At 60.0% G+C, this 17,636-nt stretch carries 12 protein-coding genes and 1 pseudogene; 4 read left to right on the top strand and 9 right to left on the bottom strand.

Annotated elements, in window-relative coordinates:
* Positions 1–115 precede the first annotated feature (115 nt).
* Both MHX53_RS02030 and MHX53_RS02025 read left to right on the top strand, forming a co-directional pair.
* Positions 116–3,418: an FtsK/SpoIIIE domain-containing protein gene (locus MHX53_RS02030; RefSeq protein WP_239271084.1), complete on the top strand. Its 3,303-nt coding sequence runs from the start codon at positions 116–118 to the stop codon at positions 3,416–3,418.
* 118 nt (positions 3,419–3,536) lie between these two features.
* Positions 3,537–5,558 carry an acetoacetate--CoA ligase gene (locus tag MHX53_RS02025; protein WP_239271083.1) on the top strand — a complete coding sequence of 674 codons (2,022 nt, stop codon included), beginning with the start codon at positions 3,537–3,539 and terminating at the stop codon, positions 5,556–5,558.
* On the opposite strand, the gene MHX53_RS02020 is transcribed toward MHX53_RS02025, so the two are convergent.
* The gene (locus MHX53_RS02020; protein WP_239271082.1) at positions 5,555–6,529 is read right to left on the bottom strand and encodes a histone acetyltransferase; all 975 of its coding nucleotides are present in this window, start codon (positions 6,527–6,529) and stop codon (positions 5,555–5,557) included. The two genes, MHX53_RS02025 and MHX53_RS02020, sit on opposite strands and share 4 nt — an antisense overlap.
* A gap of 75 nt (positions 6,530–6,604) precedes the next feature.
* Between MHX53_RS02020 and MHX53_RS02015 the strand changes: the two genes are divergently transcribed.
* Both MHX53_RS02015 and MHX53_RS02010 read left to right on the top strand, forming a co-directional pair.
* Positions 6,605–7,426, top strand: a complete 822-nt coding sequence (locus tag MHX53_RS02015) for a purine-nucleoside phosphorylase (protein WP_239271081.1) — start codon at positions 6,605–6,607, stop codon at positions 7,424–7,426.
* A gap of 7 nt (positions 7,427–7,433) precedes the next feature.
* Entirely contained in the window at positions 7,434–9,242 is a 1,809-nt protein-coding gene (locus MHX53_RS02010; RefSeq protein WP_239271080.1) for a phospho-sugar mutase, read from the top strand.
* A gap of 16 nt (positions 9,243–9,258) precedes the next feature.
* Here MHX53_RS02010 and MHX53_RS02005 read toward each other — a convergent pair.
* The 8 genes and pseudogenes from MHX53_RS02005 to MHX53_RS01970 form a co-directional block, all read right to left on the bottom strand.
* Positions 9,259–9,375: pseudogene (locus tag MHX53_RS02005) on the bottom strand (2-deoxyribose-5-phosphate aldolase); the annotation flags it as partial.
* A 521-nt stretch (positions 9,376–9,896) separates the two neighbouring features.
* Positions 9,897–10,610: a deoxyribose-phosphate aldolase gene (locus tag MHX53_RS02000; RefSeq protein ID WP_239271079.1), complete on the bottom strand. Its 714-nt coding sequence runs from the start codon at positions 10,608–10,610 to the stop codon at positions 9,897–9,899.
* 16 nt (positions 10,611–10,626) lie between these two features.
* A complete protein-coding gene (locus MHX53_RS01995) occupies positions 10,627–11,907 on the bottom strand; it encodes a thymidine phosphorylase (protein WP_239271078.1) in 1,281 nt (426 codons plus the stop codon).
* 1 nt (position 11,908) lies between these two features.
* A complete protein-coding gene (locus tag MHX53_RS01990) occupies positions 11,909–12,292 on the bottom strand; it encodes a cytidine deaminase (RefSeq protein WP_239271077.1) in 384 nt (127 codons plus the stop codon).
* A gap of 11 nt (positions 12,293–12,303) precedes the next feature.
* Entirely contained in the window at positions 12,304–13,581 is a 1,278-nt protein-coding gene (locus MHX53_RS01985; RefSeq protein ID WP_239271076.1) for an ABC transporter permease, read from the bottom strand.
* Positions 13,578–14,786 carry an ABC transporter permease gene (locus tag MHX53_RS01980; protein ID WP_239271075.1) on the bottom strand — a complete coding sequence of 403 codons (1,209 nt, stop codon included), beginning with the start codon at positions 14,784–14,786 and terminating at the stop codon, positions 13,578–13,580. Before MHX53_RS01980 ends, MHX53_RS01985 begins: the two co-directional genes overlap by 4 nt.
* Positions 14,783–16,357, bottom strand: a complete 1,575-nt coding sequence (locus MHX53_RS01975) for an ABC transporter ATP-binding protein (RefSeq protein ID WP_239271074.1) — start codon at positions 16,355–16,357, stop codon at positions 14,783–14,785. Before MHX53_RS01975 ends, MHX53_RS01980 begins: the two co-directional genes overlap by 4 nt.
* 73 nt (positions 16,358–16,430) lie before the next feature.
* On the bottom strand, positions 16,431–17,522 hold the full coding sequence (locus MHX53_RS01970; protein ID WP_239271073.1) for a BMP family ABC transporter substrate-binding protein: 1,092 nt from the start codon (positions 17,520–17,522) through the stop codon (positions 16,431–16,433).
* Between the last annotated feature and the right edge of the window lie 114 nt (positions 17,523–17,636).

Below are 17,636 nucleotides of genomic sequence, written 5' to 3'. Positions count from 1 at the left end.
ACCGCGCACTTATGCCCACAGGTCCTGCGACTACCTGCCACTCACGGTGTGGACGAAACCGAGTTATCCACACCCCGCAACCAGGGTCTGGAACCGTGGCCCGTGAACGTACATTATGGCGAACATGTACAGCACGATCGTTCATGTTGCGGAGGGTGACTCCATGTCGTCCCTGCACGTCGAAGCACCGGGGTATGCCACGGCTACTGACGTGTTGACTGCGCTCATGACCGATCGTGGCATCGAGACGCCCACCGCCTTCACCGTGCGCAATTTCGCCCGCGCCACGCCCGCTCCAGACGAGCAGTGGTTCGAATGGTGTACCCGCAGCCCGGTCACGGTGGTTGAAAAACCAATCGGCCCTTTATGCCACGCCGTGCCCGAGGTCGAACAAAAGTCGGTCTCTGTCCTCGCCGGCCCGGATTCCGGGTTTTGCGTCCCGTGGGCACACCCCGACTTCACCGTGGGTAGATCGTCTGAGGCAACCCTGCAACTGTTCGATCCGCATATGAGCCGCGCCCCAGCTCCCGTCGCACCCGCATCACCCGCCGCACTCACCACGCACGGCGCCACCCACCTGGGGACGTACGACCCACGCGACCGCACCACCCCGCCGGAACCACTCACCTGGCCGGCCGCCCCACGGGTCACCGCCCCGCGCGCGCCACACATGGCGCACTACGCGATCCCGATTGTCCTGGGCGTTGTGCTCATGCTCGTCACCCACATGTGGTGGTTCTTGCTGTTCAGCGTTGCCGGTCCCGTGAGTGCCGGGGTGACGTGGTGGAGCAGTCGGCGCCGGTATGCCCGCGACCTCGCCCAGGCGCTACACGAGTTTTCGCGGGCGATCGAGCAGTTCGAATCCGATATCCGCACCAACCGTGCCCGGGCCGCGCGCGCTGAGAACCAGCGTCCGTTCTCGCTGTCCAGAGTCCCTGTGGGTGTTGGGACGTGTTGCGTGGGAGCCACGGTGAAGGCGCCACCGGACTACGAACCGCCGTTTGACCGCGTGGCCGCCCGCGTCACCGTCCTTGGGATCACCCGCGACGGTCACACTCACCTGGTGTCCAACAACCAGATTGTCACGGTGGACCTGGAACGTACTGAACTGGTGGTGTGCGGTGAGTCAGCTCCCGATGTGGCCCGCGGAATCATCGTCATGCTCCGTGCGTACGGCGCGACTGTGGTTTTTGACCCACACCCAGATGAGCCGGAGTTCCTACGGGTGGGGACGCCCACCTCGGGGCCGGTCATTACCGTCACCTGGGGTGACACCATCCGGTTCACCCCCGCCGAGGTGGCCGACACGTGGATTGTGGACTGCCCGGATTCGGTGACGGCGAGTATCCATTGCCCACCTCCGGTAGGGGCCGGCCCGGTGCCAGGTTCGCTCGCGCCCAGGTGTATGCCCGCCCACAGGTTTGCGCGGGTGTTGGGTGAGGTTTCGGGAGCTGGGCCCGTCGCGTTGGAGTCCATGAGTGTCACAGAACTGACCAACTCCGTGTCCGCCGATTCGCGTGGCGCCGTCCCGGTAGGGGTGAGTGCAAACGGTGCGGTGTTTCTTGACCTGTTTGCCCACGGGCCACACGCGTTGGTCGCGGGGACAACGGGCAGTGGGAAGTCGGTGTTCTTAAGCGCATGGATTCAATCACTAGCCGCCGTGTTCACTCCGCAGGAGGTCCGGTTCGTTTTGGTTGACTTCAAGGGTGGGGCCGCATTTGCACCTTTGAAAGACCTGCCTCACACCGACACGGTTGTCTCAAACCTGGACACATTCCTGGGGCTCAGGGCACTGAGGTACGTTCTGGCTGAGGTAACGCGACGCGAAGAACTGTTCGCACGCGCAGGTGTGAGCGACCTTACCGCGTACAACGCGCACAACCCACCGATCCCCCGGATCGTCACGGTCATCGACGAGTTTCAAGCCCTGGTCCACCAGATTCCGGAAAGCGTGGAGATCCTGGAACAGCTCACCGCTTTAGGCCGCTCCTTAGGAATCCACGCGGTGCTGGCCACCCAACGGCCATCCGGCGTGGTGACAGCGCGGATGAAGTCGAACATTTCAGTGCGCGTGTGCCTACGTGTGAGGGACACGCAGGACTCAAACGACGTCATTGACTCCCCTGAGGCTGCCCTCCTTGACGCGAGCGCACCCGGCGTGGGACTCATCTCGACCCCGCACGGTCTCACCCTGTTCCGGTCGGCGCACACGGGCGCGCCGGAACCGGCGGTCATGCGTTGGCGCCTAGCCGGAGCTGAGGACGCGCCACACACGGAAGTGCCACTTGAGGGATACGAAACCGGCTCGCATCAGGCGCCAAGCGCGGACTCGTCCGACGACGCACTCCCCCAACCGCACACCATCGTCCCTCCCCCGCTGCCACGCACCTTCGACGGAACAGCCAGCGCAGTTTTTGACACCTCGGCGGGACTCACCACGTGGTCCTACCAACCAGACCGGGACGGGGCGGTGCTCATCAGCGGAGGCCCGAGGTGCGGAAAAACCCACGCTCTCCACGTACTGGCCGGCCACGCGAGTGACACGCACGTGGTGGTGGGGTTCGGGCGGGCGGGAACGTCCATGCCCGCCGCCCATGTGTACGCGAACACGGAGTGGATGTACGAAGCCGCACTGAGCCTGCTGGAGTCACTTCCCAGTTCGCACCCTGTTTTTGTTGCGGTGGATGACGCCGACGACCTGTTCTCCCCCACGCACCGCGCCAGGCTGGATTTAGTGCTGGCACACCGGCCGTTTGCCCTGGTGACAGGCCGGCGTGGGGTGGCTTCAGCAGTGGCGACGCGGGCTTCGACCCGTGTGACGTTCCCTCCCGCCGTGGCTGAAGACGCTGTTTTCTATGGAGTGAAGCCCGCCCGGTTTGCGGGTATGAAGGACTCCGGCCGAGGTCTCCTCTCCTCCCCGTCGATCGCAGCCTCCGACGGGGTCGACGCACAGGTGTCCACCCGAGTGCCGTTTACCCACCAGCCAGTTCCCGATGTGGGTACCGGAATCCTGGTGGGGACGAGCCCTCTGGGCAATGCTGTGTACTGGGATCCGGCGACGGGGCCCGTCCTCAACGTGTTAGGCCCAGAACACGCAACCGCGCCGCTTCTTGCTGGGTTGGCTCCGAGCCTGCCTCGTGGCACGGTCGTGGTTCCGCGAGCGCATGAGGAGTCCTGGGAGTTTGGAGCGCTCACGGTGGTTGCTGCACCTCTTGACCACATGCCTGGGTTTGGCTCGCCACTTGCGCAGGCTCGCGCCCGAGGTCCCATGCTGATTGTTGGAGCGCGTTCACCGCAGGAGCTGGGGCACGTAGCTCGCGACCTTCCGTTCATTCCACCGCACGAATCATGCGCGTGGTTCGTACACGCGAATGTGCGCGTGCCCGTCCACGTGTCGCCACCAGAAGGCGCAAAGTGAGCGAAACTACGCGTTATAACGCGTAGTTTCGCTCACTTTGCGCACACCAGTAGAAAACCGAACGATTGATCGGGCATGATGTAGCGTGACGCACGTTACGAATCCAACGGAGGATCAGATGACCACTCGTGAAATGCTGTGGCAGCCCAGTGAAGAATGTATCCGCCAATCCCCCATGTACGCGTATCAGCAGTGGCTGGCCGACAAAAAGGGAGTTCACACCACCGGGTTCGCCGAACTACACCAGTGGTCAGTCGACAACCTCGACGACTTTTGGGAAAGCATCTGGGAGTACTTCGACGTCGTCGGTACCCGTGGCGACGGGCCCGTGCGCACGGGTGATTCAATCGAAGAAACCACATGGTTCCCCGGCGCCAGCGTCAACTATGCTCAAAACCTGCTACGTCACGTCCACACCATGCCAGACCGCGAAGCCGTGGTTGCCCTCCACGAATCCGACCCACGCGAAAGCTACACGTGGAAAGAACTCAACGGAAAGGTTGGCGCACTGGCCGCGGCACTGCGTGACATGGGCGTTCGCCCCGGTGACCGCGTGGCCGCCGTGCTCCCCAACACTGCCGAAACGATTATCGCACTGCTCGCCTCGGCCACCGTGGGTGCCGTGTGGTCGGTTGTTAACACCGACTTTGGCGAAAGCGGGATCGCTGACCGCTTTGCCCAAATTGAACCCAAAGTCCTTCTCACGGTTGACGGGTTCGACTTCAACGGCACATACCGGAACATGCTCCCCCAGATCGAGTCCACACTCAGCGTGCTCCCCTCGGTGGAGCACCACATCCTCATCGACCGTCACCGCGACTCCCACCCAGACACGTACACAGACCTCCACGGCCAGGAAAGCACGGGCACTACCACCTCGGTCACTCATCACCGCTTTTCCGAACTCACCGCCACCCCGCAAGACCCGGTATTTGAACCAGTCGAGTTTTCCCACCCGCTGTGGATCCTGTACTCCTCGGGCACAACGGGCAAGCCCAAAGGAATTGTGCACGGGCACGGCGGAATCGTTCTGGACGTGTACAAGATGGTTGGCCTGCACAACGGGTCGGACGAAAACACCCGCTTGTACTTCGCAGTGGCCACCACGTGGATGGTGTGGAACCTCATGGTGAACGTGCTGGCCTTGGGCTCCACCACCATCACCTACGACGGTTCTCCGGCCTACCCCTCACCCGCTCGCCTGTTCGACATTGCGGAAAGCGAAAACGTCACCCAGATCGGAACCGGTGCTGCGCTACTCAGCCTCATCGAAAAAGCCGGCATCAACCCGTCGGAAAGCTATAGGCTCCCTCACCTGGAACACATCATGTCCACCGGGTCCACGCTTCCCGGTTCCACGTGGCGGTGGGCATATGAGCAGGTCAAACACGATTTCCAGCTGGGTTCCAGCTCGGGTGGAACCGACATTTGTTCGGGAATCCTGGGCGCCAACCCGTTCGACCCTGTGTACGTCAACGAACTCCAGGGCAAAGTGCTGGGCGTTGATGCGCACGCATTTAACGCCCAGGGCGAATCCGTGATTGGCGAGGTGGGTGAGCTCGTGTTCACGCAGCCTCTGCCCAACATGCCGGTTATGTTCTGGAACGACCCGGACGGCACCAAGTACCACGACGCCTATTTCGCGGACTTCCCCGGCGTGTGGCGCCACGGCGACTGGGCCACCCAGTTGCCGGAAGGCCCGTGGATCATTCACGGCCGTTCCGACTCCACCATCAACCGTGGCGGTATCCGTATGGGTTCGGCTGATATTTGTGACGTTGTTGACCAGGTGCCCGGGGTTGCCACCTCTATGGTGATTGGCGCCGAGGTGGGAGACGGCGACTACTACATGCCACTTTTCGTGGTTCCGGCTCGCGGGTACACGCTCGATGAGGACCTCAAGGGCGCAATTGTTGAAGCGATCCGCACTAAGATCTCGCCCCGCTATGTGCCCGATGAGCTCATTGAAGCTCCCGCGGTTCCGCGCACGCGCACCGGAAAGCTCATGGAGGTTCCCATTAAGAAGATCTTCCAGGGAGCAGACCCCAGCACCATCAACCGCACCGCCGCCGAGGACGTTGCCACCGTGGACTGGTATGTGGACTTTGCGCGCCAGCGGGTGCAGAAGAAGCGCGACTAAGAGTTGAGCGGAGCGCTTCCCAGCGTGGCGTATTCGTAGAGCACGTGTGCTTTGCCCGCCTGCACCAGGCCGTCGATGAGTTCGGTGAGCACCGGCATTTCGCTGGTCACTTCCACCACAACATCGGTGTCCGTGGACAGGCGGGCAATGAGGGCTCCCACATCGCCGAGTGCGGCTTGGTACTCTGCCGAATCGCGTTCAGGGCATGGTTCAACGGCATCTGCCATGACACCCACAGTGAGCTCAGTGGCCTCGGACGTGTCTTGAGTTGCGTCACCTTCGGCACTCTGTTCTGGCGGGTACGACACGGCGAATGCGCTCACCTGCCCGTCGCGTTTGAACATGGCTGCTCCGTGTGCGCCGGTCGCCTCTGACAGGAACCGTCGGTTGAACTCGCCCACGGTCATGGACGCGGCGGGGTCGGCCCGGTTGACTCCGGTGTACCACTCCGAAAAGGCTCGCGTGAGTTCCACCGAACCGGTAGCTGTGACAACAAAGTCGTCTAAACGGTCGGCACCCAAACCACCTAATGCCAGCGTCTCAACGCGCACGATCCGGGTTCGGAACAGCTCCGTGTCGCCGTCCGCACTGCCCGCGTCACCCGCACCAGACGTACCCACGCCCACTCTGGTCCGCAAAGGAAGCCCCTCAAGAACGGTCCCGCTAACAGCGTGACTGAGCTTTTCACGCAGCTGGGCGGACACCTCGGCGGCCTCTTCACTATCTAATTCGTGGGCCACCTCAATGTGAAACCACGCCCGCTGCGGGTGCGCCGGCGACTGCGCGCACACCGCGACACCCACGAGCACGCCGGCAGCCACCTCGGCGACAACCGTGCGCGTCACCGGCGCCGAATCCGAATCTTCGCGCACAAGCGAACGCAACATGTGGTGCGCGGGGTTATTGGGGTCGCTCAAAATGTTGTTGAGCGCCAGATCATCACCTGGAGCAAAAGGGCGGATTGTAACCATGCCTAAATCCTAACGTGGCAGGTTTTTGCCAAGATCACATGAAAACAACACCCGTTTTCGTCTAGTGTCACTGATATGAGCACGAACGACTCACCGCTTGAAAGCGCACAGCAGGCTGCCCAGGTTCTCAACGACGCAGCCGGAATCGACAGCCACGATATCGCCCTGGTGCTGGGCTCGGGATGGGGGTCAGCAGCACAGTTGCTGGGCGACCCCGTAGCCTCCACGCCAGCAGATCAGGTGCCCGGCTTCCACACCTCGCAGGTGTCCGGCCACCCAGGAACCCTCACCACCATCAAGGTGGACACGCAGGCAGGCCACAAACACGCACTGGTCCTTGGAGCCCGCACCCACTTCTACGAAGGTAAGGGTGTGCGCGCGGTTGCTCACGGTGTCCGCACAGCTGCGGCCGCGGGAGCCAAAACCATCATTTTGACCAACGGGTGCGGATCCACGCACACGGACTTCGCGCCGGGAACTCCCGTTCTCATTTCCGACCACCTCAACCTCACCGCCGCCAGCCCGCTGGAAGGTGCCACGTTCGTGGACCTCACCGACCTGTACTCGTCACGCTTGCGGGCAGTTGCCAAGGAGATCGACTCCACGCTTAACGAAGGCGTGTACGCGCAGTTCCGTGGCCCGCACTACGAAACCCCCGCCGAGGTTCGCATGGCTCGCACCATGGGCGCTGACCTGGTGGGAATGTCCACTGCCCTGGAAGCCATTGCCGCGCGTGAAGCCGGCATGGAAATCCTGGGGATTTCCCTGGTGACGAACTTTGGTGCCGGTGTTTCTGAACAACCGCTCAACCACGCCGAGGTGTTAGAGGCTGGGCAGCAGGCCGGCCCCCGGATCTCGCAGTTGTTGGCCGACATTGTTCGTCGAATCCTGAAGTGAGGGAATCATGAGTGTGGACTTTGATGCTGTACGCGCATGGATCGCAGATGACCCGGACCCAGAAACCCGGAAACAGCTGACGGACCTGGTTGAAGCGACGCAGGAGCCAGGTGAAGAGTCGGCCCGGGCACTCGATGATTTGGCCGACCGCTTTTCTGGCATGTTGCAGTTTGGGACCGCGGGTCTGCGTGGCGAGCTAGGCGGTGGCCCCAACCGGATGAACCGTGCCGTGGTGATCCGTGCAGCAGCAGGGCTCACCGCGTTTCTGCGCGACACCGTGGGGGACAATTTCACCGTGGTGATCGGGTGTGACGCCCGGTACGGTTCAGAGGATTTTGCCCTGGACACTGCAGCCGTTGTCACCGCCGCTGGTGGCCGTGCGCTCATGTTGCCGGCCCGCAAACCGACTCCGATGCTGGCGTTTGCCGTCAACCACCTCGACGCCGACGCCGGGGTGATGGTCACGGCCAGCCACAACCCACCTCGGGACAATGGGTACAAAGTGTACTTGGGTGCCCGCCCGCAGGCCGCCGTATACCTGGCTGACACCGTTTCGCAGGCCAGCGCCGCCCACGCCACGGCGGGGGCACCGGGCATGGCGTTCGCCGGAATTGGGGCCGCGAGTGAGGACGCTGCTCACGAAAGCGCCACGCACGGCGCAGGAGCACAGATCGTTGCGCCGTTTGATTCGCAGATCGCGTCGCACATTTCCCGTGTTGAGAGCGTCGCGGATGTTCCTCGCGCAGAGTCCGGGTGGGAAAGCGTCGACGTCACCGAGGAGTACCTGGCCAGCATCGCCACGATCAGGTCGCGTTTGGGTGTGTCGGACGCGCCGGCTGATCTGCGGATTGTCCACACGTCGATGCACGGGGTGGGCAATGACACTACGCTCACCGCGCTTAAGCAGGCCGGGTTCACGCGCGTGACGCCGGTTGAGGCGCAGGCGCAGCCCGACCCGGACTTCCCCACTGTCACCTTCCCTAACCCGGAAGAACCTGGGGCCCTTGACTTGGCCTTTGAAACAGCAAAAGCTGAAAACGCGCAGCTGGTCATCGCCAACGACCCAGACGCCGACCGCGTGTCGATCGCTGTTCCAATCCCGGACTCCCACGGCGCGTTCCGTCAGCTGACCGGTGATGAGGTTGGTTTGCTCCTGGGCGATTTCATTGCTTCCCGGACCCCTGGGACGGTGGCCAACTCGATCGTGTCGTCACGTGCGTTGGCCCAGGCCGCGGACTTCCACGGGGTCCCGCACCGCACCACGTTGACCGGTTTCAAGTGGATCTCCCGTGGCACCGACCTGGTATTCGGGTACGAGGAGGCGCTGGGCTACAGCGTGGACCCTCAGGTTGTGCGCGATAAGGACGGCGTGTCGGCCGCGGTCGTGATCGCTCACCTTGTTGCCGAACTCCACGCGCAAGGGCGCACCGTTGACGATGAGCTGAAGCGCATTCGTGTGCGTGACGGTATTTTCCTCACCGCCCCGTACACGATCCGCGTCACCAACCTGAAGCACATTGACAAGATGTTGGACCGGCTTGCGTCGGCACCTCCCGCTGATTTGGGTGGGTCTGCCGTGACCGAGGTCGTTGACCTGTCGCAAGGGTCGGAGTCCCTTCCGGGTACCCCCGGTTTTGCTCTCTTAACGGAGTCAGGCGACCGGGTGGTGATCCGCCCGTCGGGAACAGAGCCCAAGCTCAAGTGCTATCTGGAGGCCGTTGAAACGGCGGATGAGAGCACGTACCCGCAGGCTCTTGCAGAAGCGCGCGCCAAGCTGGACCGTATTACTGCAGACCTCGCTGAGTTCCTGCAGTAATACGTAGCTGACCTGCTTATGCCGTGAAACCGTCGAGCACGGCAGCACTTCCTGACAGGCCCAGGCGTGACGCCCCTGCCTCGATCATGGACTGTGCTGCCTGTGCGTCACGGATCCCACCGGAAGCCTTGACGCGCCGTTGGTTTACCGTACAATTGTGCATATCACTTAACGCACACCGCGGTGCAAGGTATGAGTGATCTGCATGCACTTTTCATGCAATAGCAAGAGCGTCGCTCATTAAGTCCGTAGAAAAGGGCAAAGAAAATAAGAACCTAGATAAAAATCACACCTACGGGTTTGCCCCAGACCATCGCACAAGCTTGCAACCCGAAGTGAGGAAGCCTATGTCGCGAAAGATCATCACAAACACTGTTTTGGGCGCTACATTCGCAATGAGCTTGGCAATATTTGTTGCATGCGGAACTATTACAGGAATGTCTCGCGACGCAAACATATACGGCTCACCAGCGGAGCTATTGTTTCCTTGGAGTGGTCTACTTACCCTTCTTTTCGGTGGCCTTTGGATTGTTTATGTGATCGTCTCCCTGCGACGGCCCTGACTAGATACCTTTGCAAGAAAAACAAGGGCGTTGTTTAGGTGACCTCCTTGCCAGGGGCACCCAAACAACGCCCTTCAACCGTTCACGGTGCTTATGCCGTGAAACCGTCGAGCACGGCAGCACTTCCTGACAGGCCCAGGCGCGACGCCCCAGCCTCGATCATGGACTGTGCTGCCTGTGCGTCACGGATCCCACCGGAAGCCTTCACACCCAGAGCATCGCCCACAGTTGAGCGCATCAGCTTGACAGCGTGAGCACTTGCGCCACCTGCCGGGTGGAACCCAGTCGATGTCTTCACGTAGTGGGCTCCTGCACGCACAGCAGCCTCGCACGCGCCCACGATCTGTTCGTCGTTCAAAGCCGCCGACTCAATAATCACCTTGACGATCGCGGCACCTTCAGTCGCTGACTCGGGGCCGGTAGCACCCGGAAGACCCAGGTCCTTTGCCGCTTCGGCAACGGCAGTCACTACCCCGTTGATGTCAGCCTCGACCCCAGCGAAATCTCCCGCGATTGCCTGCCCCACATTGATCACCATGTCGATCTCACGGGCGCCGTCACGCACAGCCTGGGCCGCCTCGGCAGCCTTAATCTGTGGCTTGACCGCACCGGACGGGAAACCAACAACCGTGGCCACCACCAGGTCACCGGTGTCAGCGAGTGGAAGCGCGGAAGGCGACACGCACACAGCCTTCACCCCAAGTTCCTTACCGGCCTCAACCAGCGCGGCGAAGTCATCAGGAGTTGATTCGGGCTTGAGAAGCGTGTGGTCGATCATCTGTGCAACATCAGTGCGGGTGGTCATTGGGGGGTCCTTTCGGTTAGGAAACTCGGTCCAAAATAACAGTGCGAGGCGCAGCCTGCTGGCCAATGCTCCACGCGCCTTCAAGAGATTCGAGCGCACGTTCAAAACGCTGCGGTTCGTCCGTGTGCAAAGTCATCAGAGGCTGGCCAGCAGTCACGGTGTCACCTGGCTTGGCGTGCAGCTCAATACCGGCACCGGCCTGCACTGGGTCTTCCTTGCGTGCGCGCCCAGCACCCAGACGCCACGACGCAACCCCCACGCTCAGCGCGTCAAGGGTCGTCACAACACCCGATTCCTCAGCCGTCACCATGTGGGTTTCTTTTGCGGTGGGTAGCGTCGCGTGCGGGTCGCCACCCTGACGTTCAATCATGCGGTTCCACATGTCCATCGCCCGACCGTCTTTGAGCGCGGCCTCGACATCCACCTCGGTCTTGCCAACCAGCGCGAGCATCTCACGTGCCAGCTCAACCGTCAGTTCTACAACGTCCGCGGGCCCTCCGCCGGCCAACACCTCGACGGACTCCCGGACTTCCAGCGCATTACCAACCGTGAGCCCAAGCGGGGTGGACATGTCGGTAATCAACGCCGAGGTCTCAACACCTGCGTTCTTCCCCAACTCCACCATGGTGCGGGCAAGGGCAGTTGCCTGTTCGACGTCCTTCATGAACGCCCCCGAACCGGCCTTCACATCGAGCACGAGCGCCTGGGTGCCTTCGGCGATCTTCTTGCTCATGATTGACGACGCGATGAGCGGAATGCAGTCGACGATCCCGGTGATGTCGCGCAGTGCATAGAGCTTCTTGTCCGCCGGGGCCAGGCCGGTTCCAGCAGCACAGATCACTGGGCCAATGTCCTCAAGCTGGCTCATGAGTTCGTCGTTGCTCAAGTTGGCGCGCCAACCGGGAATCGACTCCAGTTTGTCCAGCGTGCCACCGGTGTGCCCCAGTCCACGTCCAGACAACTGCGGAACGGCCACGTCAAAGACTGCAACCAATGGGGCCAGTGGCAAAGTGATCTTGTCCCCCACTCCCCCTGTTGAGTGTTTGTCCGAGGTGGGATTCGACAAGCTCGAAAAGTCCATCCGCTCGCCAGACTCGATCATCGCGTGCGTCCACTGGGCGATTTCGCGAGGGCTCATCCCGTTGAGGAAGATCGCCATTCCCAACGACGACATCTGCTCATCGGCGACAACACCGCGCGTGTAGGCGTCGATGACCCATGCGATCTGTTCGTCGCTGAGTTCTTCACGATCACGCTTTGTGCGAATCACATCGACGGCGTCAAATGGTTCGATCATGTCAGCTCCTTAAGTGATCAGGTCCAAAAGCTTCCGGGAGCACCTGGGAAAGTGGCGCGATCCCAGACGGCATGTCCAGAAGAAGATCTGGCCCACCGTGTTCGTACAGCAGTTGACGGCACCGGCCACACGGCACCAGTTTGTTGCCGTGTTCATCAACGCACGCGAAAGCGACTAACCGGCCACCTCCCGTCCGGTGAAGCTCCGAAACGAGGCCGCATTCGGCACACAGGCCTAGCCCGTAGGACGCGTTTTCAACGTTGCACCCCACGATGATTCGCCCGTCGTCAACGAGAGCGGCCACGCCAACCGGGTATTTCGAATACGGGACATACGCATTTTCCATCACGGCACGCGCGCGTTCACGCAAAACGTCCCAATCCATTCTGACCTCTTTTACTGCTTGGAGTACGGGATGCCTTCTGCAGCCGGTGGGCGAACCTGCCCCACGAACCCTGCAACCGCGAAGATCGTCACAATGTACGGCAACATGAACAGAAGGTCCTGCGGAATAGGCGCCCCGATCGCGGAAAGCGAGTTACCCAGGTTCTTGGTAAACCCGAACAGAATCGCTGCGAACAGCGCTCCAAATGGGTTCCACTTACCCAAGATCATTGCCGCCAAAGCGATGTATCCCTGACCGGCTGTCATTTCTTTACCGAAAGCCAGACCTGAGCCGATCGTAAAGAACGCACCACCAAGTCCTGCGATCGCACCGGCGAAGATCGTGTTCAGAACACGTCCACGGTTGACGTTGATGCCCACCGTGTCGGCAGCTCGTGGGTGCTCACCGATTGCGCGCATCCGCAAGCCCCACTTGGAGCGGAACACAGCAACGTGCAAGACAATCACGACCACGTACATGAGGTACACCAAGATGTTCTGTTTGAAGAACACTGGACCAATCACGGGGATCTCGCTCAGCAGCGGGATCGGCAGAGCAGGCAGCGCCTGACGGGAGTTCCACAGTTCCTGGTTCTGTGTGAGAAGCGTCGAGAACAAGAAGTTTGTCAGCCCCACGACGAGAACATTGAGAACAACACCAATGATGATCTGGTTGACCCAGTACTTCACAGCGAAGAACACCAGAATTGAACCCACGATGGCTCCGGCCAATGGCGCTGCAATCAGGCCCACGTATGGGTTCTTGGCAACACTCGCAACGACTGCCGCGAGGAACGCACCAGCCAACAACTGGCCTTCAATCGCGATGTTAATAATGCCGGACCGTTCGCCCACCAGACCACACATGGCACCAAAGATCAGCGGAACGGACAACGCCAGACCACCGGCCAACAACGAGGTCGTGGCGATGACACCTCGGCCAGCACCGGCCCACGTCAGGAACGCAAACACAAACAAAACTCCGAACACCAGCGGGAGCCATACTCCCACCTCGGCACGGGAACGTGTGGCCCACAGGCTAAAGCCGGCAAGCGCCAAGAGAATGACACCCACCACGATCGCGGTGACCTTCGAAGCGACAACCAAATCTGGGATAGAGAGAAACGCGTCGGGGGCAGTAAACGCGAACGTCGTCTGTGCATCGCCAGGCGCACCCAACCCGAATGCTGCAAACGCGATGACAGCTAGAACACCGTAGACAATGGGGTACTTCCACTCGACGGGCTGCAGAGCTGTAGGCATTTGGGATTCCTTAGTCAGGGTGTTCATGCAGCCTCCTTAGCAACGGGCGCTGGCAATCGGAAGATCGCGCGGACCAACGGCGGTGCTGCAATGAGGAGCACAATCGTCGACTGCACAACCAGAACGATGTCAATAGGTGTACCGGTCTGCGCCTGCATGAGGTATCCACCGGACTTCAAAGCACCAAACAGCAAACCGGCAAAGAACGTACCCAGCGGACGAGACCGTCCCAACAGTGCCACCGTGATCGCGTCGAACCCGATCTGCCCGGCGACACCACCGGTAATCTTCATTTCCGTTCCAAGCACGTGTGCGGCTCCACCCAGTCCAGCGAGCGCACCAGCGAGCGCCATCACCAGAATGGTGACGCGCTGAACGGAGATACCCGCTGTGCGTGAAGCGTCAGGGTTGGATCCCACTGCACGGAACTCAAAACCAATCGTTGAGCGTTCCAGAATCCACCACACGAGCACGGTGGCGGCGATGGCGATCAGGAAACCGAAGTGCAGACGGAACGGAGCTGGAAGGAGCGGGAACAGGGCCGCTGAACTGTGGATCTCCGTAGTAATGGGGTTAGCGGACCCGGTTTGCCTGAACCAGGACTGCTTGAGCAGGTACGACAAGAGGAACCCGGCGATCGAGTTCAGCATAATGGTCACGATCACTTCGTTGGCACCCGTGCGTGCCTTGAGCACACCGGCGATTCCTGCCCACAGGGCGCCCGCTAAGGTTCCTGCTACCAGGGCAACCAGCAAGTGAATCCCGGGAGGAAGATCGATCGCATAACCAACAAAACCAGCGACAATCGCACCCAGGAGCACCTGACCTTGACCACCGATGTTGAACAGGCCAGACCTGAACGCCAACGCGATTCCCAGCCCGGTGAAAATGAGTGGAGTAGACAGCACAAGTGATTCGGTGAACGGGCGGATCATGCGGGTCACCGAGTTAGCTTGCCAGTCAAAGACCGCTCCACGGAATAGCGCCACATACGCTTCCGTGATTGACGTCCACGCGTAGTACAGAAGGTCAGTTGGGCGGGCGAAAAAATATCCCGCAGCCTTCTGGACGTCCGGGTTTGCGAACGCGATCAGGAATGCCCCGAAGATAAGTGCAAGAACGATAGACAGCACCGATACACCGAAAGTCCCCGTCACGATTTGACGCAGAACCGACGGTGACTGCGGACGAGCGTTCGCTTCTGTCTTCTTCTCTTTCACGGGCGCGCTCATACGATGTCCTCCTGCGCTGCCTCACTGACTGCGGTTACTGCTGTTCCGTCAGCAACGCGAGCCATAGCTTCTTCTTCCGATGCTCCGGCCATCATGAGGCCCAACGCATCACGAGGAGTGTCCGCAGGGACAATCCCTACGATGCTTCCTCGGTACATGACCGCCACGCGGTCGGCAAGGTTTCGCACTTCGTCGAGTTCCGTGGAGACGATGATGCAGGGGGTACCTGCGTCGCGTTCGGCAATAATACGTTTGTGAACGAACTCGATCGACCCAACGTCGAGACCACGAGTGGGCTGTGAAGCGATCAAGAGTTTGAGCTCACGTCCCAGTTCGCGCGACAGAACCACTTTCTGCTGGTTACCACCAGACAGAGTGGAAATCGGGTCGTCGATCGTGCCGAGCCGAATGTCGAACTCCTCGACCTTCTTCGCGGCTTCGTCCCTAATGACCTGTGGTTTCAGCGCGAGCCCTTGTGAGTACGGAGGTCGGTTGTACCAGTCGAGAATCATGTTTTCTCGAATGGAGAAGTCTTTGATCATGCCGTCTGTGGACCGGTCTTCTGGAACGTATCCGATCCCTGCGTCCAAGCGGTGTTTCACCGACGTGCCAACGAGTTCGTTTCCGCCGAGCGTAATGGAGCCCTGCACTGGAGTTCGAAGGCCAATAATGGTTTCAGTCAGTTCGGTCTGACCGTTGCCCTGCACACCGGCAATTGCGAGCACCTCACCGGCGCGTACTTCAAAGGAAATGTCTTTAACCGCTGGGAAGCCCGACTTGTCAAGCACCGTGAGATCGTTCACGGCGAACTTCACGTCGCCTGGTTGTGCATCTTGTTTGTCGGTTGTGAGGTTGACATCACGCCCAACCATCAAACCAGCGAGTTCAGACTCGGTCGATTCGGGTGAAGCCGTACCAACAACTTTTCCGCGACGAATAACCGTGATGGCGTCAGCGACCGCGCGAACTTCGCGTAGTTTGTGGGTAATGAACACAATCGATGTGCCCTGGTCCTTGAGCTGACGCATGATCTCGATAAGCTCATCAGTTTCTTGTGGTGTGAGAACCGCTGTGGGCTCATCCAAAATCAAGACTTGAGCGTCACGGGACAGCGCTTTAATGATCTCTACTCGTTGCTGCGCTCCCACTGACAGGTCACCGATAATGGCGTCCGGGTCAATATCGAACCCGAACCGTTCGGAGATTTCGCGCACCTTGGAACGAGCCTCATCGAGGTTAAGAAGTCCCAAAGATTTGGTGGGCTCATAACCCAGAGCAACCGACTCAGCAACCGTGAAAACGGGAATGAGCATGAAGTGCTGGTGCACCATTCCGATACCTGCCGCGACAGCGTCGCCGGGGCCGGAAAACTTTACGGGTTTCCCATCCAGAAGGATCGATCCTTCTGTGGGTTCATACAGCCCGTACAAGACGTTCATAAGCGTTGATTTACCCGCACCATTTTCACCAAGCAGAGCGTGAATCTCGCCAGGTTTGAGGGTGAGGTCAATCGAGTCGTTAGCCGTAAACGACCCGAATCGCTTAGTAATTCCTTGTAATTCAAGTTGCACGGTGTCTCCTCACAGGGCTCGAGCACAACGATACCCGGGCCGGAACTGTTCCGGGCCGGGTATCGCTATGGAATTACTTGGTAGGTGCGTTCGGCGTTTCGATCTTGATCTTTCCGTCGATGATGTCCTGCTTGAGGCTGTCAATCTTCGACTTCAGTTCATCGTCGATCTTGCTTTCGAAGTCGTGGTAAGGAGCAAGTCCCACACCGTCGTTCTCAAGCGTTCCAACGTATGGCTCAGCCGTGAATTTGTCGTCCTTGGATTCCACAGTGGTGTCGTACACAGCATTCGAAATCTGCTTGACCACCGATGTCAGAACGCGGTCCTTGTAGTCGGGAATCGCTTCGTATCCGTCAGCGTCAACCCAAATCAGGCTAGCCTTGTCGTTCTTAGCAACTGCAGCAGCTGCACCCAGTCCCACAGGACCAGCGACTGGCATGACGATGTCGGCACCCTGTGACAGGAACTGTTCAGTCAGAGCCTGGCCCTGGGACTGGTTGTCGAAGTCACCGGAGAATGAACCCTTCTGAGCTTCCTTGTCCCAACCCAGGAGCTTGACATCTTTGCCGTTGTCGTCGTTGTACTGCTTCACACCGTCGGCAAAACCGTCCATGAAGATAGCAACGGAAGGAATCTGCATTCCACCAAATGTTGCAACTTTTCCGGTCTCGGTGGTTCCAGCTGCCAGGTAACCCGCAAGGAAAGCGGCTTCGGCAGTGTTAAAGAGAAGTGGCTTGCCGTTCTCAACTTCAACGGGGGTTCCGTCAGCTTCTGAGAAGGTCGAGTCGATCAGCGCGTAGTGAACGTCAGTGTTCTGCTTGGCAGAGTCAGTGAGGACACCAGCGAGGTTGAAGCCAACGCCGTAGATGAGGTTGCACCCCTGCTGCACCATGTTGTCGACGTTCTGGACGTAGTCGGAGTCGTCCTTGGATTCTGCTTCACCCTTCTGCAGGCCAAATTCTTCAACTGCGCGGTCGAAACCATCCTTGGAGGATTCGTTGAAGGAACGGTCGTCCCAACCACCGGCGTCGGATACGATGCAGGACTTGAAGTCTGAGGACTTCTTGTCGCCTCCCGCTTCGTCAGGAGCCTGGCCGCAAGCGGAAACTGCTAGTGCGGTGATAACTGAAATAGCGGTAATGGGAGCAAGAAACTTGCGCTTCACCTTTTCTCCTAAACACATGGGCACACTTCAAACCTTTTAACCACAAGAGGGCTACCAGCGGAGGCCACGTGCCACATTGGCGCAACTGGCAAAATTTGTAACTTCTCTAATAAT

Origin of the sequence: Brevibacterium sp. ACRRH (assembly GCF_022346365.1) — a bacterium.
In the GTDB taxonomy this organism is placed as follows: Bacteria; Actinomycetota; Actinomycetes; order Actinomycetales; family Brevibacteriaceae; genus Brevibacterium; species Brevibacterium paucivorans.
The sequence above is the reverse complement of the archived record's forward strand: the minus strand, read 5'-3'. Positions and strand labels throughout refer to the sequence as shown.